Origin of the sequence: Caballeronia choica, from assembly GCF_001544535.1 — a bacterium.
Taxonomy (GTDB): Bacteria; Pseudomonadota; Gammaproteobacteria; order Burkholderiales; family Burkholderiaceae; genus Caballeronia; species Caballeronia choica.
In genome coordinates this window covers 1-14,895 of record NZ_FCON02000083.1, presented here as the reverse complement: position 1 = coordinate 14,895, position 14,895 = coordinate 1, and the positions used below count along the sequence as shown (strand labels likewise).

The window sequence follows — 14,895 nt, the reverse complement described above, 5'->3', positions numbered from 1 at the left end:
AGGCGGGTCAATCTTCGCGAAGACGATACAGCGCCATCGCAACCTGAACCTGAAAACGGACTTTCGGGTCTTCCAGAGTGATGTTGAGAAATTCTTCGATTCGCTCGAGGCGATAGCGCATCGTGCTGATGTGTATGCCGAGCGAGCGTGCCGCATTGACCAACTGGAAGCCCTCATCGGCCAGCGTACACAGCGTTTCCAACAGCGATTCGCCGCGCGGTCGCGAGACAAGAGGCGTCACTAGCCGCTCGATGAGCATGTCGCGTGCGTTTGCATCGCCGAGAAGCGCGCGAGGAAAGAGAATTTCGTCGAATCGATGCAGTCTTCCTGGACGCAAGGTCGGCAGCAATGCGTCAACATCCTTCGAGCCTGTCGCCATACCGTCAATGCCAGAGTGCACGCGGCTGATTGCCATGGCCGCGCGTTGGTCACTCACCGATTCCCACAATGTCTCTGGCGCCACTTCCGCTGGGAGGATGAACTTTATCTGATTCAACCATATTGCGAGCAGTTCCGGTTGCCCGTTGGAGCGAAGCTGGTGTTTGAGTGATTCGACCCACCGTTCTCGGCGGTTGAGTCCTTCCGTTGTGAGTGGGATGGGTTCGTCCAGAAGCACGAGGCAAATGTGATATGCGCTCGTCTGACTCCAACCGCACACGCGCGCCCGCTCCAGCGCACTAGGGGATGCGGAAAACTCGCCATCAAGTAAGCCGGCTACGAGTGCATAGCCCAAGCGGTCTTCCTGCTGGGCCAGTTGCCGCTGGTGCATGAGATGAAGGGCCGCGACGACACTTGCGTGCTCCATCGCGCGAACGTCGAGTTCATCAACTTCCGAACCCTCTAAATCGAGCCAGAGTACTGCGACTAGAGAATCGTGAAGGCGAACCGAGATGCGCAGCCGATAGCCATCGTGCCCCGGGTAGAGAAATTTTATGCGGGTGGGCCTCTGAGAGCCGGCTGCGTCGATTGGCGAGTCCGACAGAGAGCCGAGGAACTGTTTCTCGAGAGATTGAACTGCAGCTTCGTCGGCCGACGTGCCGAGAATCTCGCCGGAAAGGTTCGTGAACGTAACTTCTCGCCCCACGAGCTTGCGCAGCGTGTTCGCGATGTCGCTCAGGCTGTTGGCCGTGACCGCTGCATTGGTCAACGCGCGGTGCAATTGCTCAGAGCGCTCGATAATCTCGGCTTGGAAGTAAATTATCTTGGCGAGTATCTCGTGGGTGACCTGGCTAAACTGAACGGCCCATGGCAATTCAAGGAGGGGAAAGCCGACGCTGCGTGCCTCCTCGATAGCCTCTGTCGGAAAGTGGTCGCGAAAGTGAGGAACCGCGAGGACGACGCCAGCAAGCCCCACTTCGCTTAGGTCCCGCACCAGCCGCCGTGATGCTTCGGCGTCGTTCGGCCAGTTGTAGCCGGTCGTCAGCAGCAACTCACCCGACTTGACCCAGTTCACAATATCGGGGTGGTCGACCATGTGAACCCACGTGATGTCGCGCTGGAGATTCTCTTCTCCAGCGACTACTTCTGCTTCACGTAAAACGGTTTCTCGGATGGCGGTGTCAAGCTTCATAGCGGCGAATAGTTTCGCTGCGGTATCAGCGAGACACCGCGGCAGTAATTAAACCTCTTTGGGCTGGCGATAACCGAACAGCACGCCGAGCAAGCTGAACGCTGCGGCAAAGATGACATAGAATGCCGGCGCCATGGACGTTCCCGTTGTGCTGATGAGCCACGTGAGGATGAGCGATGCGAAGCCGCCGAACGTCATAACCGCCAGATTGTAGGCGACCGAGAGACCCGTCGAAAGCACCTTAGTCGGGAACGTCTCGGACAGCGCGGCCAAGATGGGACCCGTGTAAATCGCGATGAGCACGCCGAACACAGCTTGGAACACGCACAACGTAGCGACCGAGGGTGCCTTAACAATCATCGCGAACAGCGGCCAAGCGAGAACTAGCATCGCGGCTGACGCTCCGCCGAGCAGCCACTTGCGACCTACCTTATCCGAATACCAGCCGGTGAACGGGGAGCAGACCGTGATGACTCCACCGCCGACCATTGCCGCGATGAACGACGCTGACTGCGGGAGCTTCAAGACCTTCACCGAGAACGTCGGCATGTAGAAAAGAATCACATAGATACACACCGTCCAGAGCACAACCATCGCGAAGCTCGCGAAGGCTTGCCAAGGATAGTCACGGAGGACATCGGCCAGCGGCGTCTTCGACTTCTCTGCGTCCAGGAAGACCGGCGTCTCCTCCAAGTTCCGACGGATGAAAAAGCCGATGGGTCCAATAAGCAGACCCGACAGGAAAGGAATTCGCCAGCCCCAGCTTTCCATGTCTGCAGTGGAGAGACCGAGCGTAATGCCCGTGCCGAAGCAGGCACCCAACAGGACAGCAAAGCCAATGCTGGTTTGAATCCAGCTTGAGTAATAGGCCTTCTTGCCCTTCGGCGCGTGTTCCGTTAGGAAGGCAGTCGCCGTACCCATTTCACCACCAGCCGAGAAGCCCTGTAACAGACGGGCAAAAACAATCAGGCAAGGGGCGGCCATGCCAATCTGCGAGTACGTCGGAGCAAGCCCGATGATTGCCGTACCGGCGCACATCAAAAGAATAGTCAGCGACAACGCAGCCTTGCGACCAGCTCGGTCGGAGTAGACGCCGATAAGAATGCCGCCGAATGGGCGCACAAGGAAGCCGACGCCGAACGTTGCGACCGAGAGCATCAGCGATGTCAGGTCGTTGCCCGTCGGAAAGAACAGCTTCGCGATGGTGATGGCAAAGAAGCCGTACACCATGAAGTCGAACCACTCGAAGCCGTTGCCTAGTACGGTTGCCACGATGGCGCGCCGTCGCGCGGATTTTTCATCTACGTAGTTTCCTGCCAAATTCACTGTGTTCATCTCCGCTCCCAATACGTGCCTAAGGCCCTTTTCAAATGGTCGGTACGGTCCCGGGTCAGGAACCAGCCGTAGCCCATTGAACTCAGCCAGAAATCGCATAACTACCCACGTTTGATAGGAACGAATGATTCCAGATTAGTACATCAAGTATGAACTGCGTCAAAAAAAACGAAAAATGGACGCCAAATTCCTACGTTTAGTAGGTATTCGTCGGGTTTCTGGCTTCCTACTATGGCCACCATCTCAGGAGGATTTGATGAACAAGGAACTCGACAAAAGCCAGAGCACCGCTGCGCTTCGCGAAACCTACGTCGCGCGCGGTGTTGCGACCGCACACCCCATCGTTGCGACCCGCGCTGCGGGTGCTTATCTGTGGGATGACAAGGGTCGAAAGTATCTCGATTTCGTCGGCGGCATCGGGGTGCTGAATGTCGGCCATAACCATCCGGCGGTCGTTGCGGCTGTCCAGCAGCAGCTCGAATCGTTCTCGCACGTCTGCTTCCAGGTCGTCGGCTACGAGCCGTACGTTCGCCTGGCAGCCCGGCTCTCGGAACTGGTTGCTCCCGGCCAAGGTTACAAGTCGGTCTTCTTGACCACTGGTGCCGAGGCAGTCGAGAACGCAATCAAGATTGCTCGCGGCTACACCAACCGCCCGGGCGTGATTGCATTCCGTGGCGGCTTCCATGGCCGCACGCTCCTCGGCATGTCGCTGACGGGCATGAGTGCTCCCTACAAGCAGAACTTCGGACCGTTCGCCCCAGAGGTCTATCATGCGCCGTATCCGAACGCGTACCACGGCATTAGCTCGGACGAAGCGCTCAAGGCGCTCCAGACAATCTTCAGCACCCAGATTCAGCCGGACCGTGTGGCTGCAATCATTCTCGAACCTGTTCAAGGCGACGGCGGGTTCCTTGCGGCACCGGCTGAATTCATGCAAGCACTGCGTGAGCTGACAAAGAAGCACGGCATCGTCCTGATTTGCGATGAAATCCAGACCGGCTTTGGTCGCACCGGCAAGATGTTTGGCTTTCAGCACTCGGGCATTCAGCCTGACCTCGTGACGGTCGCAAAGAGCCTGGCTGGCGGTCTGCCCATCTCGGGCGTGGTCGGTCGCCCCGAAATCGTTGACGCGCCGCAACCGGGTGGACTGGGCGGCACGTATGGCGGCAACCCGCTCGGCTGCGCGGCCGCCAACGCCGTGCTCGACATCTTCGAGCAGGAAAACCTGCTTGAGCGCAGCGTCAAAATCGGCGAGCAACTTCGTGCTGGCCTGGAAGAACTGAAGGCCACGCACTCGGAAATGGGCGAAATTCGTCAGACCGGCTCGATGGTTGCGGTCGAGTTCGTCTCAGATGCTCACGCAAAGACGCCGGATAGCGCCCTTGTTCAACGTATCCTCGACGCTGCGCGCGAAGAAGGCCTGCTCATTATCAAGTGCGGCGTCGAGCGTAACGTCGTTCGCTTCCTGTCGCCCCTGACCGTCTCTGACCAAGACGTGTCCGACGCGCTTGGCCTTTTTGGTCGTGCGCTGACTGCAGCTAAGGCTGCAGCTTAAGCAATGTCAGAGGAACCGGACGACGTGTTGGAACTTGGATTAGCCCGCTCGTGTAGCGGTCGCAAAGTCGAGGACCGCGCGCGCCTTTTTGACGTCTTAAGTCCCTATGATGGGTCGGTAGTCGGTCGCGCATCCGACATCGACTGTCGCACGCTCGCACCGAGATTCGATGAGGGGTCGCGAGCCGCGCGGAAACTCCAAAACACTCAGCGTGTTCAAGAGCGGTTGCGCAACTGGGCTGCGAAGATTGAAGCGCGGCGTGATGAATTGGCGCGCATCGTCAGCGTCGAGACGGGAAAACCTATTCGGTTTGCCCGCGTGGAGGTGGCAACGGCTGTTGCGACCCTGGACGCTCATGTCTCTTGTCCGCCGGTTCCGCTTGTGCGAGATTGGCCTGCAGCGCAGTCAGCTTTCTCCATCTTGAACTGGTGTGACCCAGTGCTCTCGACGGTCAGGGAGGCAGCGACGGTTTTGAACTCAGGACGAGCTCTCGTCATCAAGCCGTCCTCCCAAGCGCCTTTGGCTTCGCGGGAACTTGCTGTGCTCTGGAACGAAGGTGATGAGCAGGACGCGCTCCTGTGCGTCGCACCTTCTACGGACGCGGTCGGGATGCTCCGCGCGGCGCTGATGAGTTCGCAAGTGACGGAGGTTAGGTTTCAAGGAAGCCGCGACGTCGGAACGTTCGTATCGAGCGTGTGCCATGAGGCCGTGGTACCCGTAAGTATTTGTGCGAGCGAGCGCATTCCTCTTGTGGCTCACGCCCGTGCCGACGTCTCCTCACGATGCGATGCTGTTATCAATCGCGCATTCCTGCCGCCGCTGCTTTCTTGCGCTGGCCGCATATCGTGTTTGTACGTACACGATTCTCTCGCTGATTCTCTCATCCCGGCACTAATCGACAAGGTGAGCAGCCTTCGCGTCGGCGACCCGCTTGATGACGAAACGGACATTGGACCAGTCATCGATGATGTCGCCACGGCACTGATATCAGAGCAAGTCGAAGACGCGCTGTATGAAGGCGCAACGCTCTTGGGTGGACAAATTGTCCTCGATGGACGTCAGCTTCAACCAATGGTTTTGGACCACGCGAAGCCGTTCATGCGCGTATGCGTCGAAGACCTTGAAGGTCCGCTTCTTCCTGTTGTCAGATTCGGTCACCCGTCAGAACTTCCAAGCACGGCATGCCTAACTGTCGATTCGCTGATGCAGTCGGTCAACCATGAGCGCTTCGATTGGTCGAGATTCAGCCGACAAAACGCCCGTTAGATTGCAAACCTTTTTTGAACAGTCACAACATGAGCGAGACTACCCCCTACGAAGCGTTTTCTATGGTCGACATGCGTGCGGGCCGTATCGCGCGAGTCGAACTGAATACCCAAGCACGGAGGCCTGCGTACAAAATCTGGATTGACTTTGGCGAACTCGGAGAGCTGGCCACGAGCGGCCAGTACACGGCGCTGTACCAGGCTGAAGAAATGGTGGGCCAAATGGTCGTCTGCGCAGTCAATCTCGGAAGTCGACGCATTGGTGGGTTCAAGTCCGAAGTGCTGATGCTGGGTGTCGAGAACGCGGACAGTGCGGTGGTCTATCTGAAGCCTGAGCGCGACGTGGCGCCCGGCACGAAAGTGTTTTAACGACTATCAAGTGCCCGCAGAGGGTAACCTAATGATGGAGACGGCATGAGCGCGCCCACAGCAGAGATTGAAGTTGGCGAAGAGATGGTTGCTGGATTTGCCAAGAGGGGATTAGGACAAGTGCAGGCGGCAACGACCCGAGACCGTGGCGTTGGCCCCTTCAAAAGGCTGGTGCTGCGCGGCGCGATGGTCATCGATGGCACTGGTGCGCCTCCGTGGGGACCAGCCGACATCGTCGTTGAGAACGGACGTATTACTCAGGTTGAAGCAGTTGGTGTTCCGGGATTGCCTATCAACTCGGCCCGCCGCCCTCAATCGGGTGACCATGAGATTGACTGCACGGGAAAATTTGTGACGCCGGGATTTATCGATTGCCATGCGCACATCGGTACGCCATTCCACGCAGAGAACGGCGAGATGTTGCCGGCCGACTACGTCTACAAGCTTTGGCTCGCTCATGGTGTGACAAGCGTGCGCGAGGCTGGAACAATGAACGGCCTTGCCTGGACGCAGCAACAGGCTGCAGACGCGGACGAAGGAAAGATTGCCGCGCCGACGCTGTATCCATACGTGTACTTCCCGGCGGTCAACGATTACCTGAAGACCATTTACACGCCGGAGCAAGGTCGCGAATGGCTGCGCAAGGCGCATGCGAAAGGTGCTCGGGGTGTCAAATTCTTCGGAGCACCGCCGGCAATCATGCAAGCGGCTCTGGACGAAAGCAAAAAGCTCGGGTTGCGGACCTGCTGTCACCATGCGCAGCTTTCGGTTGGTCGCATGAACTCCCTGCGTACGGCGCGCTGGGGTCTGACGAGCACGGAGCACGCGTACGGCATTCCGGAGGCGTTGTTCGATGGTCGCACCCTCCAGACCGTCGCTGATGACTACAACTACAACGACGAGTACATGCGGTTTGCTACCGCTGGGCAGACGTTCCTGCAAGCAGCGCGACCGGGCAGCGCAAAGTGGAACGAAGTCATTGAAGCATTCTTGGAAGCAGGGCACACCTTCGTTCCGACGATGAACGTGTATGACAGCAACCGTGACTTGATGCGCGCGCGCCGCGCCGACTGGCACGACGAATACACTGACAGCACGACTTGGAAATACTTCCAGCCGCAACGCGGTGGACACGGTGCTTACTTTTATCGCTGGTCAGTGAAGAACGAGGTGGAGTGGAAAGAGAGCTTCAGCATCCTCATGACCTTCCTCAACGAATACAAGAATCGCGGCGGACGCGTCTGTGCTGGAAGCGACTCCGGATTTATGTACCAAGTGTACGGTTTCGGCTTCGTTCGGGAGCTTGAATTGTTGCAGGAAGCAGGATTCTCGCCGCTTGAAGTTATGCGCGCGGCCACCTCACATGCCGCCGAGCTTCTTGGAATCGAGGATGAAGCGGGAATCCTCGAAGTTGGCAGACGCGCCGACATCCTCGTGCATGACCAGAACCCTCTGACCGACTTTAAGCTGCTGTATGGGACCGGTGCGGTTCGACTGAACGAGGAGACCAACGGCCCGGAGTTCAAGCGGTGTCTGCAGAAGACGATTCGGGGCGGGATGGTGTTCGATGTCGACGAGCTTCTGTCTGACGTCCGGGAAATGGTTGCCGGAACCTGGCCGGATGCGTCCGGGACTCCCCGCACAAAGTGAGGACAGTATGCAAACGGGACCTCAATTCGTTATCGTATCGGGCACCTTGGGTAGCGGCAAGACCTCTTTGATAGAAAGCTTACTAAACACTAGCGAGGATGCGTCCGATACCGCGGTCATCGTCAACGAAGCTGGGGAGATAAACATCGACGGAGCTGTTCTATCGGAATCGGCGAGTGGAATGTCGATGGCAACCCTCAGCAACGGTTGTGTATGTTGCTCAATGACGAGCGACTTGGTCACCACGATTCAGGACCTAATGCAGTTTCGCCAAGTCGCAGGGCAGAGCCTTTTCTCTCGTATTGTTCTAGAGTGTAGCGGACTATCCCGGCCCGGTCCGATAGTCTCGTCATTGCAGGAACTCGCTTACCTGCGACTAAAGTTGCACTTGGTTTCGACCTACGATTGCAGTCGTCCGCCGCTGCAAAGCGCCGACTTTGAAGACGCTGTAGCGCAACTCGCCGCTGCCCATACAGTCGTTCTCACGAAAATTGATTCGGTAGCAATCGAGAGGCGCGAAGAGGCAATAGAAGTGGTCAAGTCCGTGAGCCCGCTCGCCAGAGTTGTGAACGAGTTCTCTGCCTCGGTTCGCGCGCGAGAGGCATGCGCATCGCCTGGCATCATCGACGTGCCCATCGGCATTGCGCAGCCTCGGCAGTCAGAGCGCCGACGTCTTCTTCATCCGCGAGTTCGTGTGTTTCGCGCCAAGTATGACGCGGATGTGCCTTGGGAGGTTGCTCTGGACTGGCTCGAAAATATAGCCGGAGCACTTGGAGAACGATTGCTGAGAATCAAGGCGGTCGTTCCGGGTGAAAGTATCGACGACCGGCTCTTGTTGCAGTCCGTTGGAACCACCTTTTCTGCGCCGCGCCGTCTCAACCGAGAGACGACGGTGCCTCTTGGGGCCATCGTCATTGCCAGAGATTGTGGGAGAGAAGATTTAGCCTCGATACCGATGGAGCACCCGGTGAGCTGGTTTAACCATCAATAACCCAGCAAATGACCCGCTGAGTGCGTCAAATGTACCTGCTGATGCGTACGGTCGGACTCGAGCCAGCTTCCTGCTAGTCGCTTTGGTTGCAACAGCCATAGGTTGTCTGTCCGTGCGCCCAATGTCCCAACAGGGTAAAATAGGGTCCGCTTCCCGATGTGAACTCAAAAATCTACTGCATGCCCACTGATTTGCTCGAGGTCAGCTCCCAGCTCACTGAATCCCTTATCGACCCGTTGGCCCTCGCCGCCACGGCAGGAGAGGCGGTTCTCGAGCGCGTGCGTGGCGGCCGGTGTTACGTCGTGTATTGCGGGCATCACGAAAAATCGTCTTCCCTTGCTGCTGTGCGCCTGTTGCGAAGGAAGCTGCACGACGCCCGTGACGATGACGGCGCAAGCTATGAAGCGTCACCTCTTTCGGGACATAGCTTATCTGCCGGCGATGCAGCTTGGTCGTCTGTGACCCTTGGCGAAGATTGTGGCGACGATGAGTTTGCCGCGGGCTGCGCGCGATTTGGCTATCAGCTCGTCGCATACTCTGGTCTCTCGCCGGTTGGCTATTGCACGTTCGTGGTTCGGGTCGAGGATGGGTTCGATGAACAAGCTGCATCGATTGAAATCGAGGTACTCGAAATCTGGGTTGTCCCACATCACCGTGGTGTTGGCGTCGGCGCCTCGCTCGCTGAAGCAGTGGCTCAGCTAGCGGTGGCTGGACTCGTGGAGCTCGAGATTCGACTTTCAGGGGCGGGTGTGCCGACGCTCTTCAGCTTTGCAATCGGGGCGGACATTCACTCATCCTCGGGCGCTCATTTTCTGCGCAAGACCACATCTTTCCTTCGCGAGAAAATCGGCGACCTGTCAATGATTTTTGCTGGCGGGCTTCAGCACGTTCTCTTTGACGACATCGAGTTGGAACTGCGTTAAAGGTCGACTCTAGCGTCCCGGGCCCGCGGCTTTCCGAGCCAGCGAGCGTGCTGCAGAAAGTCTGCCGTGTACGCATGGGCGTGCAGTCACGTTTTGAAGTCAATGCGATATATTGTTCGAGTGTACCGGCGATACCTGAAGCCGCCAGGCGGCCCAGAAAGGGTGCGTTACTGAGGCGGCTCGAGAGCGTCGAGTCGCGCTTGCCCAATTTCGCTCGGGTGTTGGTCGTGATAGGCGTCAAATAGGTTCGAGCATACCTGAGCAAGTGAGGCTAGGCCGATGGCTTGGTCGGCGTGCTCGACTTCTCCTGCGTTCAGTACGTCATCGAGAACCGGAGCGAGTCGGCGCAATTGCCGGAAAGTCGCGTCGTCAAGCTTCATGTTGGACCTCCTTCCGTTTGCCCGGGTAGCGCGTGCTGTAAGAACCTACCCCTAGGCGTTGGCTACGCCCCGGCCCCGTCTTGCCAGTCGGATTTGCTGGCCGCGCTGCAAGAATTTTTTGATGGCTCCGCCTATGAGGGACGCGTAGACGTCTGGACAGGGCGGGGTAGAGCCAGCGCTCGTAGTTCAAGGTTCGCGGCTCGCATGCCAAAAGTGAGTTTACGAATTGCTTAGTGCCGAAAAAGTCTCATGTTCGAGCCTAGCGTCCTTTGGCGGGCGGACGCATGGCGTTTATGGTTCGGCCCGGGGGCGCACCTTGCGGCCAACAGTTTTTGGCTTGACCTCGGCAAGCACCGGAAATTGCGTTGGTGTTTCGGCTTCACTTCGGTGCTGTCACTGCGCTGCACAATAAATCTGAGAAACCAGGTGAGCATCAGACCGCGGTTCGTTGAGGCATAGGCGATGGACCATAACGGGACAATGCCCCACGCCAAACGATTTCACCGCCGAATGCTGCCTAGCATAGCTCATTTTGTGCGGCGCACAAATACATAACAATTGTCAAGCCGCCGGGGCGGGTTTACGCTTACGCGACTTCCTCGCGAGATGACTATGGGCACACCTGCTCTTCTGGACCGCTACGAACTGCTCGCCGCGTGGCATCGCCTCATACCGAAGGCAGAACTTGCCGGGCACCACCAATATGAGCTAGACGAACTCGGCGAAGCGAGACTGACTCCCGCGCCGTCGGCAAGGCGCCAGATAGTGCTCACGGACGTTTACTGTCAACTGACCGCACAGATTGGTCACCTTGCCGCCATGTCGGTGGCGGTTACGACCTCGTCATTTGGCATCAGGGTGCCAGACGTCGTATGGATGCCGTGCGACAAGTGGGAAAGATTCGACCGCGACGACCCGGTGCCGTTCGTCCCTGACCTTTGCGTTGAGGTGTTGCTCGATAGTGACCGGATGCGGGACATCGACCGGAGGGTCATGGCGTATCTGGAGGGCGGTGCCCGCGAAGTGATAGTTATCGGGCAGCACGGGCAGGTCGAGTATTGGGGAGCCGCCGGCCAGCGGAAAGCTTCAATGTTCGTTGCGGCGCCAACGCTTGACCCGATGTATTTCGAAGGGCGCGGCGCAGGGGGCCACGGCTAGCGATGTTCGTCGATGAGGCGCGACAATTCGCAGGACTCCAGCTATACGAGGGCCTCAAGTCCGCGTCGTGTTCAGACATCTGCCCGGACCTTAGCTACAACAGTTCGCAGAAGTCGACGAACATCGCATCCGGAAAACGACGCTTCGGCTGGGTGGGCGCATTGCCTTTGCGTCACTCTACCTCGGCCACCACTGGATGCTCGACGACCCGACCCAACCCCTCGGCCATCTTTGCCTCAGCCTTCGCGATGTCACCGAGCGAGGACGCGGATAGCTGCGCCGAAAGAATGTCGAGCGCTACGCACAATCTAACGTATTCATGTTCGCCGATAGCTAAGCCATTGCCATGACGCTCAGCGAAATCGAAATATGCCATAGCCCCGTGTGCGAGCTTGACCTCGGAAAGGCGGTTTGAGTGGTGACCGAGGCGGCAGAGTTCTTCGGACACCAGCAAATGCCGTCCGAAGGTTATGTATAGCTCTGGCGACCCGTGCCCTCGGGCAAACGCATCGAGGGCCGCGTAAGCCTGCAGAAGCATCGCCTGAACGACAGGTTCATGGGTGGCCCGGCTATACACGAGCGCACGGAGCAGCGGCGACATCGCCGCTCTCGTTTGTTTTTGTGTTCGCATTTTACGATTCACACCTGTTCCAGTTTCTCTAGCAATCTTTAAAAGAAGAGTACGTGCTGCCTAATCGTTAAGAAGTCGTCTCCGCCCAAGCCAGGGCGCCGAGATAGGTGGGCACGGAAATAGTGGACGAGAATAGTTAACGCGGCCTTAAGCGCTCGCACGATTTGCGCGGCCACGCGGTGAGGCGACGTCGCAAAGCGACGGGTCTGTCATGCGCCTATTTTTTAGAACGACCGCGCGGAATCTGTCCCCTGTGCGTGGACAGTCGGAGGTTGCACGGCCTTTTCTTCGGCGCGCTTCTTCGCTAGATGATGGCCGACGATACAGCCGCCAACAGCGCCTACGACTGCATGACGTCCCGCGTAGTGTCCGGCAACCCCGCCGACGACTGCGCCCTTGATGCAGCCAGCCGCATTTGCTGTTTGAGCGCTTCCTAGAGCGAGCAACGTAAGAATCAAGGTAAGACCACTGCATGTTTTCATGGGTAATTTCCTGTGAAGATGGTTCAAAGTCTTCGCCTCAGCAGCGCAACTCAGTCGCCGCTCCAGCCGTGCCGCCATAGGCCATCACCGGCGGTGCCGGCGCGTAAACATTCGGAGGAGGTGGTACAGCATAAACGGGCGGCGGAGGCGGGGGCGGTGGCAGATACTCTGGTTGGACCGGGTCATACATTGGGCCTGGAATGGCCAAACCAATGCCAACGTCTACGTGGGCCGTGGCTGCCGTCGATATTACGCTCACTGCGAAGCCGAGCGCTGCACATATAGTCACCTTTCTGTTCATATTTGGCCTTGTCACGACTCACCGCACCAGCGTTCAAATTGTTTGCCGGACTTTGCACTTAACGTTGGCACATGCCTTTTCGCACACTCGCGAGATGTGACATTCGTAACTAATTGTCCGGAGACGACGAAAAGTTAGGCTGATGCGAGGTGCGCCATCGGCGCCCAGTTCTGGCGAACCGTGGTGTGGTGCCGTCCTGTTAGAATCTTTTTAGACGACCCTGCAATTCCTCCATCGGCGAACCCGGTCGCCGGCGACGAAGTCCAGGGCAATCGTTGCTGTCTCTACGCAGCATCGAAGACAAGGGGCGTGTACGTACCACCCCCTTGGGCTTAAAGGGCACGCCTAGGCTCGACGCGGTGAGAACCATCGCTCCAGGATAACGAAACGCGCCTCGACTGTGGAGCGACTGTGATTCACGCAGCAACCTTCTCGAAAGCCCATTAGAATTTTCCTGGTCCGATGCGCTGCTTACCAATGTCTGGACTCTTTGACCCCAGGCTTCGACGCTTGTGCGTTGCGCTTGTCTTCTCATGCTAAGCAGATTCGAGGTTATAAGAACACATGGCTGCCGAGCAAACTGATATGGTGGCCGGCATCGATGTCGGCGGGACGAAGAAGGGCTTTCATCTCGTAGTACTGCAAGGTTCAGCCGTCACGTTCGTTGCGTCAAGCCTGGACGTTCGCGAACTTCACGAGCGCTGTTTGCAATTCAAAGTATCTGTTGTTGGCATCGATGCGCCTTCGCAATGGGGAGTCGAAGGCATCGGTCGGGCAGCGGAGAAATGGCGCGGGAACGCATTTCGTGCTTCGCGACCCCGACGCTGGCGCGTGCGAACGCGAGCACTAGCGGCTTTTACGAGTGGATGTTCAACGGCGCACGTGTCTATGAGGTGTTTGCCGACATTCATCCCGTCCTGAGGACCGACCGGTATTCGGCGAGCCTGCGACCTTTGAAACGTTCCCCCACGCCATCACGTGCGCGCTTCTCGGACGTGACTTTGCCTCAGCAAAGCAGAAGCGAACGCAGCGGCGTCGACTGCTCGAGGAACTCGGCTTCGACACCACCCAGTTGAAGTCAATCGACGCTTTGGACGCAGCGCTGTGCGCTCTGACAGCGCAGTGATTGATTCAGGGGAAGGCGCGCGCGTATGGCGACGTTGCGGGAGGCTATATATTTGTGCCCGAGGTCCATTGATTGACGGCGGCGGGTAGAATGCCGGGCGCCGATGCAAGTCTTCGTCAGAGCGGACGATAATATTAGCAAGGCGCATCTGCCTCGCAAACCGCGATTGTCTGCGGCCGGGAACACTCAACGTCCGTCTGCCCCGCGAACTCGACGTTCGTAGAAAGCCTCGTCCTAACGTCGAGAATTGACCTAATGCAGCTCCGACTACACCGCAACTAGGTTCCGGACTGACCTTACGCGATGTTGGCCTCAAGCCGTCGTTGTCGCCGCACGCCATGCTAAGCTCGTCCGAAGTCCCCGCCGAGTTCGGCTTGCTGCGTATAACTGAAGTCGCTAAAGACGTCTTGACTTCTTCTTTGTGAAAGAAGTCTTTCGAGACCGTGCGAAAGTCACTTTTTTGAGGACGTGGGCGGACCGCTTCACGTCCATTTTTTCAGGTAATGTTTAGGCCCTCTGTCCGACTTTTTGCGCGTCTTCTACCAGCGCCGCGTAGGTTTTGGTGGCGGCCTCAGCTTGCGCCAGCGCGTTCTCGAGCCCGTGTGCCACCAAGGCATATTCGGCGATAGATGTCCACCCGAGGTTGTGGATAATGCCAATGAGCCTTTCCGCTTTGTGTTCTTCAGAAGAACACTTAAAGATGCCGTGGATGGCCTCGATGTTCTTTTCGAGGGCAGCGAGGTCGTGGGAATGAGACGACATAGAACCTCCAGGTATGGATGCGGGATGGAAGGGCCGGAATTAAGGTTCCGGAAACCGTGCGGGCAGACTACAATGAACCGCCTCCGATTTTTCTGGACACGATTTTGGGGTAAAACGTGTATCTGGAAACGGAGTTGAACATGCTGAAGAAGTCGAATGTCACTGAGGTTGTGCCGGGGGCGGTGGAAGGAGCGCGTAGCGCGACTGGAAGCGCCCCCGGCGCGGCCGCCGAAGTGAAGCGGTGGTCAGCGAACCGGAAGAAAGAAGTCGTCTTGCGGCTATTGCGCGGCGAGCCGGTGGATGCCATTTCGCGCGAGGTATCGGTACCGATATACCGGCTCGAAGAATGGCGCGAGCGTGCCTTGGCCGGTATCGATGCTGGCCTCAAGGAGCGCGA

The 14,895-nt window shown here is 57.8% G+C and carries 15 protein-coding genes; 9 read left to right on the top strand and 6 right to left on the bottom strand.

Features of this window, described 5'->3' with window-relative positions:
* Nucleotides 1-7: 7 nt before the first annotated feature.
* Nucleotides 8-1,570, bottom strand: coding sequence for a PucR family transcriptional regulator (locus tag AWB68_RS28130; RefSeq protein ID WP_087647614.1), 1,563 nt, complete (start codon nucleotides 1,568-1,570; stop codon nucleotides 8-10).
* A gap of 48 nt (nucleotides 1,571-1,618) precedes the next feature.
* Complete coding sequence (locus AWB68_RS28125) at nucleotides 1,619-2,905, bottom strand: MFS transporter (protein WP_087647613.1); 1,287 nt, start codon at nucleotides 2,903-2,905, stop codon at nucleotides 1,619-1,621.
* A gap of 256 nt (nucleotides 2,906-3,161) precedes the next feature.
* Here AWB68_RS28125 and gabT point away from each other — a divergent pair, with 256 nt between their 5' ends.
* The 6 genes from gabT to AWB68_RS28095 all read left to right on the top strand — a co-directional run bounded on the left by gabT (nucleotide 3,162) and on the right by AWB68_RS28095 (nucleotide 9,658).
* Complete coding sequence (gene gabT, locus AWB68_RS28120) at nucleotides 3,162-4,460, top strand: 4-aminobutyrate--2-oxoglutarate transaminase (RefSeq protein WP_087647612.1); 1,299 nt, start codon at nucleotides 3,162-3,164, stop codon at nucleotides 4,458-4,460.
* Between the two features lie 3 nt (nucleotides 4,461-4,463).
* Nucleotides 4,464-5,726: an aldehyde dehydrogenase family protein gene (locus tag AWB68_RS28115; RefSeq protein ID WP_087647611.1), complete on the top strand. Its 1,263-nt coding sequence runs from the start codon at nucleotides 4,464-4,466 to the stop codon at nucleotides 5,724-5,726.
* Between the two features lie 29 nt (nucleotides 5,727-5,755).
* Nucleotides 5,756-6,094: a tRNA-binding protein gene (locus tag AWB68_RS28110; RefSeq protein ID WP_087647610.1), complete on the top strand. Its 339-nt coding sequence runs from the start codon at nucleotides 5,756-5,758 to the stop codon at nucleotides 6,092-6,094.
* 45 nt (nucleotides 6,095-6,139) lie between these two features.
* Nucleotides 6,140-7,744, top strand: a complete 1,605-nt coding sequence (locus AWB68_RS28105) for an amidohydrolase family protein (protein ID WP_087647609.1) — start codon at nucleotides 6,140-6,142, stop codon at nucleotides 7,742-7,744.
* Nucleotides 7,745-7,751: 7 nt separating this feature from the next.
* Nucleotides 7,752-8,735 carry a GTP-binding protein gene (locus tag AWB68_RS28100; protein ID WP_160110077.1) on the top strand — a complete coding sequence of 328 codons (984 nt, stop codon included), beginning with the start codon at nucleotides 7,752-7,754 and terminating at the stop codon, nucleotides 8,733-8,735.
* A 179-nt stretch (nucleotides 8,736-8,914) separates the two neighbouring features.
* On the top strand, nucleotides 8,915-9,658 hold the full coding sequence (locus tag AWB68_RS28095; protein ID WP_087647607.1) for a GNAT family N-acetyltransferase: 744 nt from the start codon (nucleotides 8,915-8,917) through the stop codon (nucleotides 9,656-9,658).
* A 167-nt stretch (nucleotides 9,659-9,825) separates the two neighbouring features.
* Here the strand turns inward: AWB68_RS28095 and AWB68_RS28090 are convergent, their stop codons facing one another.
* Nucleotides 9,826-10,038 carry a hypothetical protein gene (locus AWB68_RS28090; protein WP_087647606.1) on the bottom strand — a complete coding sequence of 71 codons (213 nt, stop codon included), beginning with the start codon at nucleotides 10,036-10,038 and terminating at the stop codon, nucleotides 9,826-9,828.
* Between the two features lie 612 nt (nucleotides 10,039-10,650).
* On the opposite strand from AWB68_RS28090, the gene AWB68_RS28085 reads away from it, so the two are divergent.
* Nucleotides 10,651-11,196, top strand: a complete 546-nt coding sequence (locus AWB68_RS28085; protein WP_087647605.1) for a Uma2 family endonuclease — start codon at nucleotides 10,651-10,653, stop codon at nucleotides 11,194-11,196.
* 172 nt (nucleotides 11,197-11,368) lie between these two features.
* On the opposite strand, the gene AWB68_RS28080 is transcribed toward AWB68_RS28085, so the two are convergent.
* Together AWB68_RS28080 and AWB68_RS49685 are read right to left on the bottom strand one after the other, a co-directional pair.
* The gene (locus AWB68_RS28080) at nucleotides 11,369-11,797 is read right to left on the bottom strand and encodes a hypothetical protein (protein ID WP_235028535.1); all 429 of its coding nucleotides are present in this window, start codon (nucleotides 11,795-11,797) and stop codon (nucleotides 11,369-11,371) included.
* A gap of 254 nt (nucleotides 11,798-12,051) precedes the next feature.
* Nucleotides 12,052-12,309, bottom strand: a complete 258-nt coding sequence (locus AWB68_RS49685; RefSeq protein ID WP_087647603.1) for a hypothetical protein — start codon at nucleotides 12,307-12,309, stop codon at nucleotides 12,052-12,054.
* A gap of 1,274 nt (nucleotides 12,310-13,583) precedes the next feature.
* Between AWB68_RS49685 and AWB68_RS51530 the strand changes: the two genes are divergently transcribed.
* Nucleotides 13,584-13,736 (top strand): hypothetical protein, encoded by a 153-nt coding sequence (locus tag AWB68_RS51530; RefSeq protein WP_374729616.1) that lies wholly within the window; start codon nucleotides 13,584-13,586, stop codon nucleotides 13,734-13,736.
* Nucleotides 13,737-14,243: 507 nt separating this feature from the next.
* On the opposite strand, the gene AWB68_RS28060 is transcribed toward AWB68_RS51530, so the two are convergent.
* Complete coding sequence (locus AWB68_RS28060) at nucleotides 14,244-14,498, bottom strand: hypothetical protein (protein ID WP_087647601.1); 255 nt, start codon at nucleotides 14,496-14,498, stop codon at nucleotides 14,244-14,246.
* Between the two features lie 140 nt (nucleotides 14,499-14,638).
* On the opposite strand from AWB68_RS28060, the gene AWB68_RS28055 reads away from it, so the two are divergent.
* Nucleotides 14,639-14,895 (top strand): hypothetical protein (locus AWB68_RS28055; protein WP_200828813.1); only part of this gene is annotated, 257 nt, incomplete at its 3' end.

Bases quoted from the DNA above. Each gene is read 5' to 3' on its own strand.
- AWB68_RS49685 (WP_087647603.1), bottom strand. From the start codon at position 12,309: ATGAAAACATGCAGTGGTCTTACCTTGATTCTTACGTTGCTCGCTCTA.
- AWB68_RS28090 (WP_087647606.1), bottom strand. From the start codon at position 10,038: ATGAAGCTTGACGACGCGACTTTCCGGCAATTGCGCCGACTCGCTCCG.
- AWB68_RS28130 (WP_087647614.1), bottom strand. From the start codon at position 1,570: ATGAAGCTTGACACCGCCATCCGAGAAACCGTTTTACGTGAAGCAGAA.
- AWB68_RS28110 (WP_087647610.1), top strand. From the start codon at position 5,756: ATGAGCGAGACTACCCCCTACGAAGCGTTTTCTATGGTCGACATGCGT.
- gabT (WP_087647612.1), top strand. From the start codon at position 3,162: ATGAACAAGGAACTCGACAAAAGCCAGAGCACCGCTGCGCTTCGCGAA.
- AWB68_RS28115 (WP_087647611.1), top strand. From the start codon at position 4,464: ATGTCAGAGGAACCGGACGACGTGTTGGAACTTGGATTAGCCCGCTCG.
- AWB68_RS28060 (WP_087647601.1), bottom strand. From the start codon at position 14,498: ATGTCGTCTCATTCCCACGACCTCGCTGCCCTCGAAAAGAACATCGAG.
- AWB68_RS28125 (WP_087647613.1), bottom strand. From the start codon at position 2,905: ATGAACACAGTGAATTTGGCAGGAAACTACGTAGATGAAAAATCCGCG.
- AWB68_RS28085 (WP_087647605.1), top strand. From the start codon at position 10,651: ATGGGCACACCTGCTCTTCTGGACCGCTACGAACTGCTCGCCGCGTGG.
- AWB68_RS28080 (WP_235028535.1), bottom strand. From the start codon at position 11,797: ATGTCGCCGCTGCTCCGTGCGCTCGTGTATAGCCGGGCCACCCATGAA.
- AWB68_RS28105 (WP_087647609.1), top strand. From the start codon at position 6,140: ATGAGCGCGCCCACAGCAGAGATTGAAGTTGGCGAAGAGATGGTTGCT.
- AWB68_RS28095 (WP_087647607.1), top strand. From the start codon at position 8,915: ATGCCCACTGATTTGCTCGAGGTCAGCTCCCAGCTCACTGAATCCCTT.
- AWB68_RS28100 (WP_160110077.1), top strand. From the start codon at position 7,752: ATGCAAACGGGACCTCAATTCGTTATCGTATCGGGCACCTTGGGTAGC.